At 69.2% G+C, this 14,477-nt stretch carries 16 protein-coding genes; 9 read left to right on the top strand and 7 right to left on the bottom strand.

From position 1 onward, the window contains the following. Positions 1-62 precede the first annotated feature (62 nt). Positions 63-590 carry a SixA phosphatase family protein gene (locus R2K23_RS06190; protein WP_316515230.1) on the top strand — a complete coding sequence of 176 codons (528 nt, stop codon included), beginning with the start codon at positions 63-65 and terminating at the stop codon, positions 588-590. 22 nt (positions 591-612) lie between these two features. On the opposite strand, the gene R2K23_RS06185 is transcribed toward R2K23_RS06190, so the two are convergent. Continuing rightward, positions 613-1,197 carry a DUF3558 domain-containing protein gene (locus tag R2K23_RS06185; RefSeq protein ID WP_316515228.1) on the bottom strand — a complete coding sequence of 195 codons (585 nt, stop codon included), beginning with the start codon at positions 1,195-1,197 and terminating at the stop codon, positions 613-615. Next, positions 1,194-1,700, bottom strand: coding sequence for a DUF3558 domain-containing protein (locus tag R2K23_RS06180; RefSeq protein WP_316517091.1), 507 nt, complete (start codon positions 1,698-1,700; stop codon positions 1,194-1,196). The genes R2K23_RS06185 and R2K23_RS06180 overlap by 4 nt, the downstream gene beginning before the upstream one ends. A gap of 171 nt (positions 1,701-1,871) precedes the next feature. Between R2K23_RS06180 and R2K23_RS06175 the strand changes: the two genes are divergently transcribed. Next, positions 1,872-3,617 carry an ABC transporter ATP-binding protein gene (locus R2K23_RS06175; protein WP_316515225.1) on the top strand — a complete coding sequence of 582 codons (1,746 nt, stop codon included), beginning with the start codon at positions 1,872-1,874 and terminating at the stop codon, positions 3,615-3,617. Continuing rightward, positions 3,614-5,515, top strand: coding sequence for an ABC transporter ATP-binding protein (locus R2K23_RS06170; protein WP_316515222.1), 1,902 nt, complete (start codon positions 3,614-3,616; stop codon positions 5,513-5,515). Before R2K23_RS06175 ends, R2K23_RS06170 begins: the two co-directional genes overlap by 4 nt. A gap of 4 nt (positions 5,516-5,519) precedes the next feature. Here R2K23_RS06170 and R2K23_RS06165 read toward each other — a convergent pair whose 3' ends face one another. Next, the gene (locus tag R2K23_RS06165; protein WP_316515220.1) at positions 5,520-6,044 is read right to left on the bottom strand and encodes a hypothetical protein; all 525 of its coding nucleotides are present in this window, start codon (positions 6,042-6,044) and stop codon (positions 5,520-5,522) included. Between the two features lie 66 nt (positions 6,045-6,110). Next, positions 6,111-6,314, bottom strand: coding sequence for a hypothetical protein (locus R2K23_RS06160; RefSeq protein WP_316515218.1), 204 nt, complete (start codon positions 6,312-6,314; stop codon positions 6,111-6,113). 92 nt (positions 6,315-6,406) lie between these two features. Between R2K23_RS06160 and R2K23_RS06155 the strand changes: the two genes are divergently transcribed. Beyond that, positions 6,407-7,264 carry an AIM24 family protein gene (locus tag R2K23_RS06155; protein WP_316515215.1) on the top strand — a complete coding sequence of 286 codons (858 nt, stop codon included), beginning with the start codon at positions 6,407-6,409 and terminating at the stop codon, positions 7,262-7,264. Between the two features lie 3 nt (positions 7,265-7,267). Here R2K23_RS06155 and R2K23_RS06150 read toward each other — a convergent pair whose 3' ends face one another. Further along, a complete protein-coding gene (locus R2K23_RS06150) occupies positions 7,268-8,404 on the bottom strand; it encodes an adenylate/guanylate cyclase domain-containing protein (protein ID WP_316515213.1) in 1,137 nt (378 codons plus the stop codon). Positions 8,405-8,414: 10 nt separating this feature from the next. On the opposite strand from R2K23_RS06150, the gene R2K23_RS06145 reads away from it, so the two are divergent. Together R2K23_RS06145 and R2K23_RS06140 are read left to right on the top strand one after the other, a co-directional pair. Further along, positions 8,415-8,921, top strand: a complete 507-nt coding sequence (locus tag R2K23_RS06145; RefSeq protein WP_316515211.1) for a DNA-deoxyinosine glycosylase — start codon at positions 8,415-8,417, stop codon at positions 8,919-8,921. Between the two features lie 175 nt (positions 8,922-9,096). Continuing rightward, positions 9,097-10,644: an IS1182 family transposase gene (locus R2K23_RS06140; protein WP_316510727.1), complete on the top strand. Its 1,548-nt coding sequence runs from the start codon at positions 9,097-9,099 to the stop codon at positions 10,642-10,644. A gap of 159 nt (positions 10,645-10,803) precedes the next feature. Here R2K23_RS06140 and R2K23_RS06135 read toward each other — a convergent pair whose 3' ends face one another. Together R2K23_RS06135 and R2K23_RS06130 are read right to left on the bottom strand one after the other, a co-directional pair. Next, positions 10,804-12,201: an amidase gene (locus R2K23_RS06135; protein ID WP_316515209.1), complete on the bottom strand. Its 1,398-nt coding sequence runs from the start codon at positions 12,199-12,201 to the stop codon at positions 10,804-10,806. 19 nt (positions 12,202-12,220) lie between these two features. Further along, the gene (locus R2K23_RS06130) at positions 12,221-13,063 is read right to left on the bottom strand and encodes an AraC family transcriptional regulator (protein ID WP_316515206.1); all 843 of its coding nucleotides are present in this window, start codon (positions 13,061-13,063) and stop codon (positions 12,221-12,223) included. A 27-nt stretch (positions 13,064-13,090) separates the two neighbouring features. Between R2K23_RS06130 and R2K23_RS06125 the strand changes: the two genes are divergently transcribed. From R2K23_RS06125 to R2K23_RS06115, 3 genes are read left to right on the top strand one after another with little or no spacing between them, the layout of a single operon-like run. After that, positions 13,091-13,570 carry a VOC family protein gene (locus R2K23_RS06125; RefSeq protein WP_316515204.1) on the top strand — a complete coding sequence of 160 codons (480 nt, stop codon included), beginning with the start codon at positions 13,091-13,093 and terminating at the stop codon, positions 13,568-13,570. A 32-nt stretch (positions 13,571-13,602) separates the two neighbouring features. Further along, the gene (locus R2K23_RS06120; protein WP_316515201.1) at positions 13,603-14,031 is read left to right on the top strand and encodes an HIT family protein; all 429 of its coding nucleotides are present in this window, start codon (positions 13,603-13,605) and stop codon (positions 14,029-14,031) included. Between the two features lie 5 nt (positions 14,032-14,036). After that, entirely contained in the window at positions 14,037-14,477 is a 441-nt protein-coding gene (locus R2K23_RS06115) for a nitroreductase family deazaflavin-dependent oxidoreductase (protein WP_316515199.1), read from the top strand.

Genomic DNA, 14,477 nt, shown 5'->3' with positions numbered 1-14,477 from the left:
TCGAAGCCCGGTCGTGGCGAGTGTATGACCGCGCTCCGACAAGTTGGCCTAACGTGGCCGGTGTGAGCGAGCAACGACGAAATCTGGTGCTGCTGCGGCACGCGAAGTCCGCCTATCCCGACGGCGTGGCCGACCACGACCGACCGCTGGCGCCGCGCGGTGAACGCGAAGCCGGACTGGCCGGGGACTGGCTGCGCGACGGCGCCCCGGTGGAACCGCCCGTGCAGGCGGTGCTGTGCTCGTCGGCCACCAGGACCCGCCAGACCCTGCAGCGGACCGGGATCGAGGCGCCCGCGCACATCACCGACCGCATCTACGGGGCGACCCCGGGGGCGTTGATCGCCGAGATCAACGCCGTCGAGCAGTACTTCGATTTCGACGTCCAGACCTTGCTGGTGATCGGCCACGAGCCGACGATGTCGGCGCTGGCGCTCGGACTGGCCGGCGCGCCCGGAACCAACGCGACTGCCGCGGAGCGCATCTCGGTCAAGTATCCGACCTCGGCGATGGCGGTGCTGCGCATCACCGGTCCCTGGTCGGCCGTCGAACTCGGCAGCGCGGCGCTGACCGCCTTCCACGTTCCCCGCTGAGCGCCGGGCACGCGCCGGCGGATCAGGAACTGGTGGCGAGCGTCAACTCCATGAGGGCGATGGCCTGCTCGCAGGCGTCGACGCCGGGGGCCTGCGGGTTGACCCACCAGCCGACCACGCCGGCCGCGTCACTGGCCACCCCGCAGCCGCCGTTGGCGTCGCCGGTGCGCATGACGATCGAGGCCACGCCGGCCACCCGCCGCTCCTCGATCTGGTAGTTGAGTTCCTGGGCGACCCGGGTCTCGTTGTCCAGGCTGCCGGTCTCGAACCAGAACCGGGTGATGTCCACCAGGCCGGTCTGACTGCTGGCCTGCCAACGGCACACCGCCCCGACGAAGGTGCTCTGGATGGCGTCGGGTTCGGCGCCCACGGTCTCGGCCAGCACATCACTGGTCAGGACGTCGCATTCCTTGAGCAGGTTCGGGTAGGTCTCCGCGGACTCGTTGTTGCGCGGCCCGGCGCCGGCCTTGACCGGATTGCCGTCCACCGTCGCGGAGCAGCCGGTCAGGATCGCCAGCGCGGCGACGGCGGCCACGCCGCCCAGGACGCGGTGCCGCGCCCGGCCGGCGGGAACTCGGGAGGGAAGGTGTCGCACCGAATCGCTCATTTCTGCGCGTTCACGATCGATTGCCGGGTCAACTCGGTGGCCACCTCACACGGGTCCGGGAAGGGCGCAGCGGCGTAGCTCACCGACCATTCGATGAAGTCGTCGTCGAACTGGATGCCCACCTCGCAGAGCGTGTCCACACCGGTCAGCAGGTTGCGGGCGATGGCGATGAAGCCGTCGTAGCCCTCGATGGTGATGTCCTCCACGCTGTCGCGGGACAGCTCCTGGGTCTTGCGTTCCCGACCGATCGGACTGCCGCGGAACGACGTGAAAGAGAAGTGCGGTCCGGCGATGCTGCCGCCGGCCAACCACTGGCACCCCACGGAGTTGGTCGCGGTGTTGACCAGGCCCGGAACCTGGGTGAGCTCGCTGACGGTCTCGTCGCTGATGCCGCCGCACTGGGGAAACACCGGTCCGTGCTGCGCCTCGGCGCTGGCCGGCACGTCACCCCCGGCCTGCGGATCGCTGGTGTCGTCGCTCGAGCATCCGGCCAGCAGTGCCATACCCGCTGCCAGGGCAGCCGCCGCCCACGTTCTCCCGGTCACCCCATGCACTGTAGCGGCAGCGCCGCCGACGAACCATCGACACGCCCATTGACCTGGTCTTTTGTCGTGGAATTCGAGCCGACCGCAGCGTGCGGGACCCGAGCGGGGCCGGTGTGCAACAGTTACGGGATGCTCCGGGCGCTGCTGCGACAGTATGTCCGGCCGTACCGGCCGCTGGTGGCCGCCGTGATGACGCTGCAGCTGATCAGCACGATGGCGTCGCTGTACCTGCCGACGGTCAACGCCGCCATCATCGACGACGGCGTGGCCGTCGGCGACACCGACACCATCGTGCGCCTCGGCGGGGTGATGCTGGCCGTCACCGCACTGCAGGTGCTGTGCGCGGTCGGCGCGGTCTACTTCGGGTCCCGCACCGGCATGAGCTTCGGCCGCGACCTGCGCGCCGCGATGTTCCACCACGTCACGACGTTCTCCGAACACGAGACCGGGCGCTTCGGGGCGCCGTCGCTGATCACCCGCACCACCAACGACGTCCAGCAGATCCAGATGCTGGTGCAGATGACGTTCACGGTGCTGGTGACCGCGCCGATCATGTGCGTCGGCGGGGTGTTCATGGCGATCCATCTGGACCCCGGGCTGGCGTGGCTGCTGATCGTCAGCATCCCGGTGCTGGGCCTGGCGAACTACTGGATCATCAGCCACCTGCTGCCGATCTACCGCCGGATGCAGGAGCTGATCGACGGCATCAACCGGGTGATGCGCGAGCAACTGGCCGGCATCCGGGTGATCCGCGCCTTCGCCCGGGAGCCCTTCGAGCACAACCGGTTCGCCGTCGCCAACCAGACCCTGTCGGACACCGCGCTGGAGGCCGGCCGCTGGCAGGCGCTGATGCTGCCGGTGACCACGCTGACCATCAACATCTCCAGCGTCGCGGTGATCTGGTTCGGTGGGCTGCGCATCGACGGCGGCCAGATGCAGGTGGGCGCGTTGATCGCGTTCCTGTCCTACTTCATGCAGATTCTGATGGCCGTGCTGATGGCCACGATCTTCCTCGCGGTCCTGCCGCGGGCCTCGGTGTGCGCCGAACGCATCGGCGAGGTACTGGCCACCACCCCGGCCGTCGCCGATCCCGCGGACCCGGTCGAACCCGTCGGCTCCCGCGTCCCGACGCTGTCCGCCGACCGCGTCTCGTTCCGGTATCCCGGCGCCGAACAACCCGTCCTGCACGATGTTTCGTTCACCGCGCGGCCGGGGACCACCACCGCCATCGTCGGCAGCACCGGATCCGGCAAGTCGACGCTGATCGCGTTGCTGTGCCGGATGTACGACGTCAGCTCGGGCGCGGTGTTGCTCGACGGGGTCGACGTCCGCGACTACCGGACCGAGCGGTTGTGGTCGGCGTTCGGGGTGGTGCCGCAGCGCGGATACCTGTTCTCCGGGACGGTGGCTGCCAACCTGCGTTATGGCCGCGCGGATGCCACCGAGGCCGACATGTGGGAGGCGCTGCGGGTGGCCTGCGCCGACGGATTCATCGCCGCGCATCCCGACGGCCTCGAGATGCGGGTGGCCCAGGGCGGCATCAACTTCTCCGGTGGCCAACGGCAACGCTTGGCGATCGCCCGCGCCGTCATCCGTCGGCCCGCGGTGTACCTGTTCGACGACGCGTTCTCCGCCCTCGATGTGCACACCGACGCCCGGGTGCGCGCCAACCTGCAGGAGGTGGCGCCGGATGCCACCGTCGTCGTTGTGGCCCAGCGGATTTCCACCATCACCTCGGCCGATCAGGTGATCGTGCTCGACGACGGCCGCGTGGTCGGCACGGGTACCCACGCGCACCTGCTCGACGAATGTCCCACCTACGCCGAGATCGCCGACTCGCAGGCCGTGCACGCCGGGTCCGGGGAGCAGCCGTGAGCGGCCCGCTGCGCGGCGGGCTGCGCGCCATGGAGCAGGGGCCGCCGCAACGCTCCCGGGATTTCCGGGCCGCGGCGATCCGCCTGGTCAAACGGCTGACACCGCAGCGAGCCCTGACGATCACGGTGATCATGCTGTCGATCTTCGGCATCGCGCTGGGCGTGATCGGACCGCGGATCCTCGGGCACGCCACCGATCTGTTGTTCAACGGCGTGATCGGCCGCGAGCTGCCGGCCGGGATCAGCAAGGAGCAGGCCGTGGCGGCCGCCCGGGACCGCGGCGACGACACCTTCGCCGATCTGCTGTCCGGGATGAATCTCGTTCCGGGACAAGGCGTGGATTTCGGCGCGGTCGGACGGACCCTGTTGCTGGCGCTGGCCCTGTACCTGGTGGCGGCGTTGTTGGTGTGGATCCAGGCCCGCCTGCTCAACGTCGCGGTGCAGCGCACCATGGTGGCGCTGCGCGCCGACGTCGAACGTAAGGTACACCGGCTTCCGCTGTCGCACTTCGACACTCGCCAGCGCGGTGAGCTGCTGTCCCGCGTCACCAACGACATCGACAACGTCCAGACCTCCCTGGCCGTGTCGATCAGCCAATTGCTGTCGGCCGTGTTGACCATCTTCGCCGTCGTGGTGATGATGCTGACCATCTCGCCGTTGCTGACGCTGATCACGGTGTTGACGGTGCCGCTGTCGTTGTGGGTGACGCGGGCCGTCACCCGCCGCTCCCGGCGGATGTTCGCCGCGCAGTGGCACCACACCGGCCGCCTCAACGCGCTGATCGAGGAGACCTACAGCGGTTTCACCGTGGTGAAGACCTACGGTCACCGCGACGCGGTGCGCAGGATGTTCGCCGAACGCAACGACGAGGTGTTCCATGCCGGCTTCGGGGCGCAGTTCTTCTCCGGGTTGATCTCGCCGGCCACCACGTTCGTCGGCAACCTCAGCTATGTGGCGGTGGCGGTGCTGGGCGGCCTGAAGGTGGCCACCGGCCAGATCAGCCTGGGTAGCATCCAGGCGTTCATCCAGTACGTCCGCCAGTTCAACCAGCCGCTGACGCAGGTCGCCGGCATGTACAACACCCTGCAGTCCGGGATCGCCAGCGCCGAGCGGGTCTTCGACTTCCTCGACGAGGTGGAGCTGCCGCCGGATCCCGATGCCGCCCTGCCGCACACCGATTCGCCGCCGCGGGTGGAGTTCGAGAACGTCAGCTTCGGTTATCGCGACGACCAGACGGTGATCGCGGATCTGTCCCTGGTCGCCGAGCCCGGCAGCACCGTGGCGATCGTGGGTCCCACCGGCGCGGGCAAGACCACGCTGGTCAACCTGCTGTTGCGGTTCTACGACGTGGACGCGGGCCGGATCCTGATCGACGGTGTCGACATCGCCACCGTCAGTGCCGGTTCCCTGCGCGCGGGCATCGCGATGGTGTTGCAGGACACCTGGCTGTTCGGCGGCACCATCGCCGAGAACATCGCCTACGGCCGGCCCGACGCGAGTCGCGAGGAAATCCTGGAGGCCGGCCGGGCGGCCTTCGTCGACCGGTTCGTCCACGCCCTGCCCGACGGTTACGACACGGTGGTCAGCGACGACAACGGCATGCTCAGCGCCGGCGAGAAGCAGCTGATCACCATCGCGCGCGCGTTCCTGGCCCGACCGCGACTGTTGGTGCTCGACGAGGCGACCAGTTCGGTGGACACCCGCACCGAGCTGGTGATCCAGCACGCGATGGCCGAACTGCGCAGGGACCGTACGTGTTTCATCATCGCCCACCGGTTGTCGACCATCCGGGATGCCGACCTGATCCTGGTGGTCGACCGCGGCCGCATCGTCGAGCAGGGCACGCATGCCGAGCTGCTCGAGCGCCACGGGGCCTACTGGGACATGACGCAGGCCTGACCGGCTACAGCTGGGGCCCCTGCCCGCGCAGCTTGTCGACCTCCGACATCGCCTCCCGCAGCTTGCTCAGCCAGTCCTCGGTGTGCTCGCCCACCAACCGGACCGACCAGGCCAGCGCATCGGAGCGCGATCGGGCCACCCCGGCGTCGACGAGGATGTCCAGCACCTGACGCTCGGGCTGTCGCAGCCGGGTCATGACCGGCACGGTGAGGTGGGTGAACAGGGTGCGTTCGTCGCCGACGCGCACCCCCCAGGACACCTTGCGCGCGAAGCGATCCTGCGCCTCGTCGGCGATGCGCATGCGCTTGGACCGGGTCTCTTCGCGGAACTTGGCGACCCGCCCGGAGGCGTGGGCCGGACTCTCCTCGCCGTCGGGCGTGGGGAGCGTGCCGATGACGGTGATTTCTTCGCGGTCCACGATGACCTCCGGATCGCCCTCGAACCACCCGTCGGGAAGCCGGCCGGCGAACCAGTCGGGGGCCTCGGCGGCGTCCGGGAGTACCGTCCCGCGACCATGTTGTCGTTTCATGATTACAAAATTACACCGTTACACTGCCGCGGGGACGGCGTTCACCGCCGGCGAACGCGCGGGGTTTCAGCGCTTGAGCAGCAGCGCGGCACCACCGGCCACCAACGCGGCGACCAGCAGCAGCAACGCCCAGCCCGGCGAGCCCGCGAACCACACCACGGCGAACACGATCAGCGCCGGCGACACGACGAACAACACCATCCCCGGATGCTGCTTGAGCACCTGCAGCGCACTGTTTGCCCGGGTCCGGTCGATTTCCTTACCTGCCATGGTCCCAGGATGCGCGCTGCCCCTGCGAACGGCAACGCTTCGCCCCTACTCTTGTTCTTCGGCACGAATTTCACCGATCAGGAAGGCTGACCATGGCAGGCCAATGGCATCCAGATCCGGAGGGCCGCTTCGAATACCGCTGGTGGGACGGCCAGAACTGGACCGACCAGGTGTCCCACCAGGGGCAGGTGCACCAGGTCCCGCTCGGTGCCCCGCCCGAGCCGCAGCATGCGGCGGCGGCCGCGGAGGCCGCCGCGCCGACGCCGGCACAAGAAGGCTTCGCCGGGATCACCGGCGACCTGGTCGACGGGCGTTTCGCCGAGAAGTCCGGAACCCCGATCGCCAACCAGAACCCACGGATGCTGCGGGTACGACTCGGCGAGCCGTTCATGGCCCGGCAGGGCTCGATGGTGGCCTACCAGGGCAACGTCGACTTCGCCTTCGAGGGCGGCGGCGCGTCGCGGTTCCTCAAGAAGGCGTTCACCGGGGAGGGACTGCCGCTGATGCGCTGTCAGGGTCAGGGCGATGTGTTCCTGGCCGACCGAGCCTGCGACGTCCACCTGTTGCAGCTGTCCAACACCGGGCTCTCCATCAGCGGCAAGAACGTTCTGGCCTTCTCCAGCAGCCTGGACTGGAATATCGAACGGGTGAAGGGCGGCAGCATCGCCACCGGCGGACTGTTCAACACCACGTTGCGCGGCACCGGCTGGGTGGCGCTGACCACCGATGGACCTCCGGTGGTCCTCGACGCCGCGGAGGCGCCCACCTTCGCCGACACCGACGCCGTGGTGGCATGGTCGGCGAATCTGCAGACCCAGTTGAAGACGAGCTTCAAGGCCGGCGCACTGATCGGCCGCGGCTCCGGTGAGGCGCTGCAGGTGGCGTTCCAGGGCAACGGCTTCGTCATTGTGCAGCCGTCGGAAGGGGCCCCGGTCACGCCGCCGCAGTAGCGTTCAGTCCGCCGGTCGGGCGCGAAACAGCTTGGTATCGCCCTTGATTCCCTTCAGGTGCCGGGCCCCGACGAACGACCAGCGCATGCCGTCGACGTCCCCGATCGCCTCGCGGGCCGACTCCGCCACCAACACCGCACCGGGCCGCGCCGCCCCCGTCACGCGGCTGGCCAGGTTCACCGAACCGCCGAACCAGTCGCCGGCGCGGCTGACGGCCTCGCCGTAGGACATTCCGAGCCGCAACCGCGGGAAGTCGGCGTCCGCCTCCGCCGCGCCGGCCAACTCCAGCAGCGCCCGCAGCAGCGGTTCCGGCTCCGGGCAGACCAGCATGACGGCGTCGCCGATGGCCTTGACGAACCGCACCGGAGGCTGCGCGACGTCGCGCGCCATCGTCGCCAGCCGGTGCGCGAGGTGTTCGAGTTCGGCGGGCTGCATGTCCTCGCCCAGGCGGGTGAACCCGACCAGATCCGCGAAGGCCACCGCAACCATGCGGGCCCCGGGCAGCGGCGAGCCCGACACCCGTTCGGAGGCGTTGACCGCCTCGGTTTCCATGGCGTGGCGCAGCGCCACCAGCAGCATGTCCTCGATCATGGGCCCGAGCAGCGGGGCGGCCTCGGAGACCACCTTCTCGGTACCGCGCGCGATCTCGAGTTCGGTTGCCCCGGGCCGCAATACCGCCGCCAGCGCCGCATAGCGCATCACCTCGGCGGCATTCGACAGCCCCTCGGACAGGATGCGGGTGGCCTGCAGCAGGTCCTCCGGGTCGAAGCCCATCTCGAGGAAACGCGCCGTGTGCATCAGGGCCGCGCCGTCGGCCCGCAGGTACACCTGCTCGTCGGGATCGTCGACGTTGGGCAGACCGAACGCACGCAGCGCCCGTCGCACCAACTCCACGTCCATGCCGGTCATTTCCGCGATCTCACGGGTGGAGACGTAGGAGGCGTCGTCGCCGATCAGGCGCCGCGCGGCCAGCAGCATCGGGGAGAAGGCTCCGCGGAGGTGTTCGACGGTGAAACCCTTGCCCAGCATCCAGGCGACCAACTCGGCTCGTTCGGCACGCGCCTGCCCGTCCAAGCCGTCCAACAGCCCGGATGCCTCGATCTGCGGGTCCACCTGCACAGTGCTCAACGTACCGTGCATGATCTCGAAGATGACGGACTCCCCGCGCGGCCCCGAGGTGGTGGGCTTCGCCCCGCTGGTTCGGCCCGGGGCCCGGACGCTGTTCCTGGGCAACGCGCCCAGCGTGCTGTCCCTGCAGCGGCAGCAGTACTACGGCAACCCGCGCAACGCATTCTGGCCGATCATGGCGCAGCTGTGCGGATTCGACGCCGCGGCGCCCTACGAGCAGCGGGCCGCGGCGCTGATGTCGGCCGGTTACGCCGTCTGGGACGTGCTGGCGTTCTGCCGTCGGCCCGGCAGCCTGGATGCCGCGGTGGAGCGAGACAGCATGGTGGCCAATGATTTTGAATCATTCTTCGCCGAGTATCCGAGCATCGAGCGGGTGTTCTTCACCGGCGGTGCGGCCGAGGCCAACTATCGCCGGTTGGTCCGGGTGGCGGCCCCGCTGCGCTACCGGCGGTTGCCGTCGACCAGTCCGGCACACACGGTGAGCTTCGAGACCAAGCTGGCGGCCTGGCGGGCAGCGCTGCTCGACTGAGCTGCCCGCCGCCGCCTTCGGTGGCCGCGAGCGTGCGGAAAACCCGTGATTGCGACGGCGTGTCGGCCGGGGACGCGCCCGCTCGCGTAAGGAGGGCTGTGGCGCTCTAGGAGTCTGCTGAATTAATCCCGCGTGGCGGACCCAGTTGTGCTGGGGTTTTGGGGACAATTGGTGAGTGCAGGGTCGCTCTGAGGATCAGCGTGAGTTGTTGGATGCCGAATCGGTTGCGGGGCATCTTCTGAAGTCCGACAGCGTGTTCGCGTTTCTGGCTGCCCATCGACGCGAGTTGTTTCCCGAGGAGATGTTCGCCGATCTGTTCCCGTCGCGGCGGGGACGTCCCAGTGTGCCGGCCGAGGTGATGGCTTCGGTGATCACGTTGCAGGCCTTACACGGTTTCTCCGATAACGAGACCGTCGATGCGGTGACCTTCGATCTGCGGTGGAAAGCCGCGTGCGGGCTACCGATCACCGCCGGGGCGTTCCATTCGACGACGTTGACCTACTGGCGGCGCCGGTTGGCGGCCTCGGACCGCCCGAACCGCATCTTCGAGGCCGTCAAAGCTGTCGTGGCGGCCACCGGTGCGCTGGCGGGCAAGACACGACGAGCCTTGGATTCGACGATCCTTGACGATGCGGTGGCCACCCAGGACACCGTGACCCAGTTGATCGGGGCGATCCGCCGGGTCCGTCGCGAGGTCCCCGGTGCCGGGGAGGTCATCGCCGCCCAGTGCGGCGCCCATGATTACGACGACCCGGGTAAACCATCGATCACCTGGGATGACGCCGCCGCGCGTGCAGCGTTGGTGGACGCCCTGGTCGGCGATGCCCACCGCCTGTTGGGGCATCTGCCCGAGCAGGAACTCGGCGCCCGCGCTGCCGAGGCGGTGGCGTTGTTGGCGTTGATCGCCGGCCAGGATGTCGAACCCGTCGACGATTCTGATGGCACCGACGGGCGGTGGCGTATCGCGCAACGGGTGGCTGCGGATCGGGTGATCTCTACCGTCGATCCTGAGGCCCGTCACGCCCACAAGACGGTGCATCGTCGCCAGGACGGCTTCAAAGCCCACATCGCGGTGGAGCCGGACACCGGCATCATCACCGACTGCGCTTTGACCAAGGCCAGCGGCCCCGACACCCACGACTCGGCAGTGGCCGCGCAGCTGCTCGCCGGGGAAGATGCGCCAGTGACGGTGCTGGGTGATTCGGCCTACGGCAGCGGCGAATTTCGTGCGCATCTGGCCGAGGCCAAGCATGTCGATCGGGTTAAGTCCGCGCCGGTGCGCTCGGCGGTCGCCGGGGGTTTCACCGTCGATGACTTCGCTATCGATCACCGCAACAAGACGGCAACCTGTCCGGCCGCGCTGACCCGCCCCATCACCGCCTCTGGCAGCGTCACCTTCGGTGCCGCGTGCCGCGGATGCCGATTGCGGGCACAGTGCACCACCAGTCACGGCGGTCGCAGCCTCACCCTGCGGCCCTACGATGCTCTCCAGCGGGCAGCGCGCAAAGAATCGCGAAACCCGGACTGGCTCAACGAATATCGCACTCACCGGCCCATGGTGGAGCGGACCATTGCCTGGCTAGCTCGAGGCAACCGTAAAGTCCGCTACCGCGGCGTCACCAAGAACGATCACTGGCTGCACCACCGCGCCGCCGCGGTGAACCTGCGACGCTTGATCACCCTGGGATTGACCCACACCGGTGCCCACTGGGCCATCGCCTGACCCCCGCCACCAGACCTTTGCGGGCACAAGCACCATCCACCACGCTCAACACGGCCCGCGATGGCCCCACAAAAAGTCGACCGCCGAACCCGACCGAACCCACCGGCCACACAGCGCTTCGAGGCACCCCACCCCAAACACCCCTAATTCAGCAGACTCCTAGCTGAGCGCGGGGCGGCGTTGCGCCCACGGACGGTCGGCCTCGATCTCGGCGGCCAACGACAGCAGCGTCGCCTCGTCAAAGGGCCTGCCCACCAACTGGATCGACAGCGGCAGGCCGGCGCGGTCCAGCCCCCAGGGCACCACGGCCGCGGGCTGACCCGTCGCATTGAAGGCCGCCTGGAACGGCACCCGCGCCACCACCAGCGCCAACGTCGAGACCGCACCGAGCCGGCGATACGCACCGACCCGGGACGGGCCGGTGGCGGTGCCCGGCGTGATCACCACGTCCACGTCGTCGAAGATGGCCTGCACCCGGTCCGCGAAATCCGCCTCGGCGGCCCGGATCTTGGCGATCCGAGCATCGGAGAACATCCGGCCGATCCGGGCCATCCCCCGGGTCCGGGAATCCAGTCGCTCCTGATGCGGCAGCACCCGCACGTCGTCGTAGATGCCGCGCAGATAACGCGGCAGCACCTGCCCGTACACCGCCGTGCGCGGGTAGTCGATGTCGCGGATCACCACGTCGTGGCCGAGTTCGCGCAGCAGCTGGCCGGCCTGATGCACCGCGGCGGCGTGTTCGGCGCTCACCCGCGCCGTCACCAGCGGAGGAACCTTGGTGGTCAACGCAATTCGCAGGCGGTTCGGCGGGCGGGAGGCCGCCCCGACGAACCCGCCCTCGGGCCCCGGCATGGACTTGTCGCACGTGACGTCGAGGAACAACGCGGCGTCCTCGACCGTGCGCGTCAGCGGACCGTTGCTCACCATCCCACACCAGGCGTCGTCGTGCGGCGTCAACGGCACCCGGTCCCGCTGAGGCTTGATCCCGAACAGCCCGCACCAGGTGGCCGGGATGCGGATCGAACCCGCGCCGTCGGAACCCAGGGCCATCGGGGCCAGGCCCGCGGCCACCGCCGCCGCGCTGCCGCCGCTGCTACCGCCGGGGGTGTAGGAGATGTCCCACGGGTTGTGCGTGGCGCCGAACGTCACCGTCTCGGTGAACGGCCAGATCATCATCTCCGGGACCGCGGTCTTGCCGAGGATCACCGCGCCGGCCTCCCGCAGCAGCCGGACCACCTCGGCGTCCTTGGTCGGCGCGGGGCCGTGCGCGGAGCTGCCGTAGGTGGTGGTGGCATCGGCGACGTCCACGTCGTCCTTGACCGCCACCGGCACCCCGAGCAGCGGCAGCCGCTCGCCGGCGTCCAGCCGTTCCTGGGCGGCCGCGGCCTGCTTGCGGGCGGCGTCGGCGAAAACCACGCGATACGAGCGCAACTCGGGATCGATCCGGGCGATGCGCTCCAGGTACAGCTCGGTGAGCGTCGGTGCGGTCACGGCGCCCGCGGCGAGCAGGCGGGCCTGCTCGGCAGCCCCGGCGAACGCCAGTTCGATGGAGTCCATGTGGGCGAGGATATCGACTTTATTCGGGCGGCAGACCGTGTCGGGCCGCGTACTGACCGGGCGTGCAGCCCAGCATGGTCCGGAAGTCGTTCGTGAAGTGCGCCTGGTCGTACCAGCCCAGCCGGGCCGCCAGATCCGCCAGATCCACGCCCGGCTCGGTCTCGATGTCCAGCGCGGCCTGCTGCAACCGGTAGCGGCACAGGACCCACTTGACGGGCACGCCCACGTATCGGCGGAAGATGCGCTGGGTGGTGCGGGAGCTCCACGGCGACAGTTCCATCACCTGCCCCACCCGCTGCAGGTCGTTGTCGTCGCGCAGGCGGTCCAGCAGATCGGCCAGCGCCCGGAAGGTCGGATCCGGTTCCGGGGCGTGCTGCGCGATCAGCGCGTCCAGTCGGTCCGCGGCGGCCACCCGGTCCTCGGTCAGCCCAGGCGGGCCACCGAACAATTCGGCGTCGACCGCGACGATGCGCCCGGTGTACTGCGCCGCGTCACGGCCGAAGCGCGCCGCAAAACCGCCCGGACGGAACCGCGCGCCCACCACCTGCCCCCGGTCCCGGATCGTGGTGGTGAACACCTCCGGGACCACCCCGTGGATCAGGGTGGCGGGCAGGGCGTGGCCGTGGCGCGGCGAGTCGGCACCCCATTCGTGGGTCAGGTGCACGACCGGGAACGTGATCACGGCGCTGTCGAACGCTTCGGCATCCGCCAAATCCCAGCTCACCGACCAGAAGTGGTCGACGAACTCGGCGGTCGCCGGGGACGGCTCCCAGCGCTGCAGGTCGTAGGCGCTACCCGCGCCGACGCGACCGACGACGCCGCGCTGCGGTTGCGCGGGTGGCGCGGTTTTCCAATCTGGCACGACGGTCAGCCTAGGAAACTCATGCCCATGAACGTCACCCCCATCCCCGCGGGATACACCAGCCTGACCCCGTTCCTCGTGATCGACGGAGCCGCCGACGCCATCGACTTCTACGTCTCGGTGTTCGGCGCGGAGTTGGTCGAGAAGATGGCCGTCCCCGACGCCGACCGCCCGCTGATCGCCCACGCCGAACTGGATTTCGGCACCGGGCGGTTGCAGCTCGGCGACCCCAACCCGCAGTACGGGCTGCAGGCCGCCGACCGCTCGGAGTCCGTCTGCTACTCGATGGTGCTGTACTGCCCGGACGTCGACGAGGTGGTCGAGCGCGCGAAGCACGCCGGCGCCACCATCCGCGAGGAGCTGCAGACCTTCGTCACCGGGGATCGGTTCGCCTCCCTGGTGGATCCGTTCGGGGTGCGCTGGGCGGTGATGACCCGGGTGGAGAACGTCGACGCGGCCGAACGCGACCGCCGGTTGGCGCAGTGGGCGCAGGAGAACCTGGCGTAGCCGCCGGTGCGCCGCCCACTACCGTGGCGGGCATGTCTTCTTGCGTGTTCTGTGCCATCATCGCCGGCACCGCCCCCGCGGTCCGGGTCCACGAGGACGACGACTTCTTGGCCATCCTCGACATCCGTCCGATCGTGCGGGGGCACACCCTGGTGTTGCCCAAGCGGCATCACGTCGACCTGACGGACACCCCGGCCGACACGCTGGCCGGCATGGTCAAGCTGGGGCAACGGATCGCGCAGGCCGCGCGCGCCTCCGGGTTGCAGGCCGACGGCAACAACGTCGTCATCAACGACGGCCGGGCCGCGTTCCAGAGTGTCTTCCACATCCACCTGCACGTGGCGCCCCGACAGGACGGCGACAAGCTGTCGTTCGCCAAGGGCCTGGTGGTGCGGCGCGACCCCGACCGGGAGGCAACGGCCCAGATCCTTCGGGACGCCCTGGCCGAGCTGCCAGACTGAACGACATGAGTCAATCCCGCCTGGAGAAGTATCTGGTGCTGTTCCTCGGTGTGCACGACACGGTCTACCGGAAGAGCCGAGGCTGGATCGGGCACCGGCTGCCCGGGTTCGCCCCGGCGCTGCTGCTGCACACCGTGGGCGCCAAGACCGGCCTCCCGCGCACCACCTCGCTCAGCTACGCCAACGACGGCAACGACTATCTGGTGGTGGCATCGCGGGGCGGCAGCCCCCAGGCGCCCGGCTGGTATTTCAACCTGAAGAAGCAGCCCCGCGTCGAGATCAACGTCGGACCACGACGATTCGCGGTGACCGCGCGCATCGTGCTACCCGACGACCCGGATTACGCCCGGCTGTGGGAGGTCGTCAATGCCAACAACCGCGACATGTACCGCGACTACCAGCGGCGTACGACCCGGCCCATCCCGATCATCGTCTTGACGCCGTAG

Source organism: Mycolicibacterium sp. MU0050, assembly GCF_963378085.1.
GTDB classification, from domain to species: Bacteria; Actinomycetota; Actinomycetes; order Mycobacteriales; family Mycobacteriaceae; genus Mycobacterium; species Mycobacterium wendilense.
This window is presented reverse-complemented; position numbering and strand designations above follow the sequence as displayed.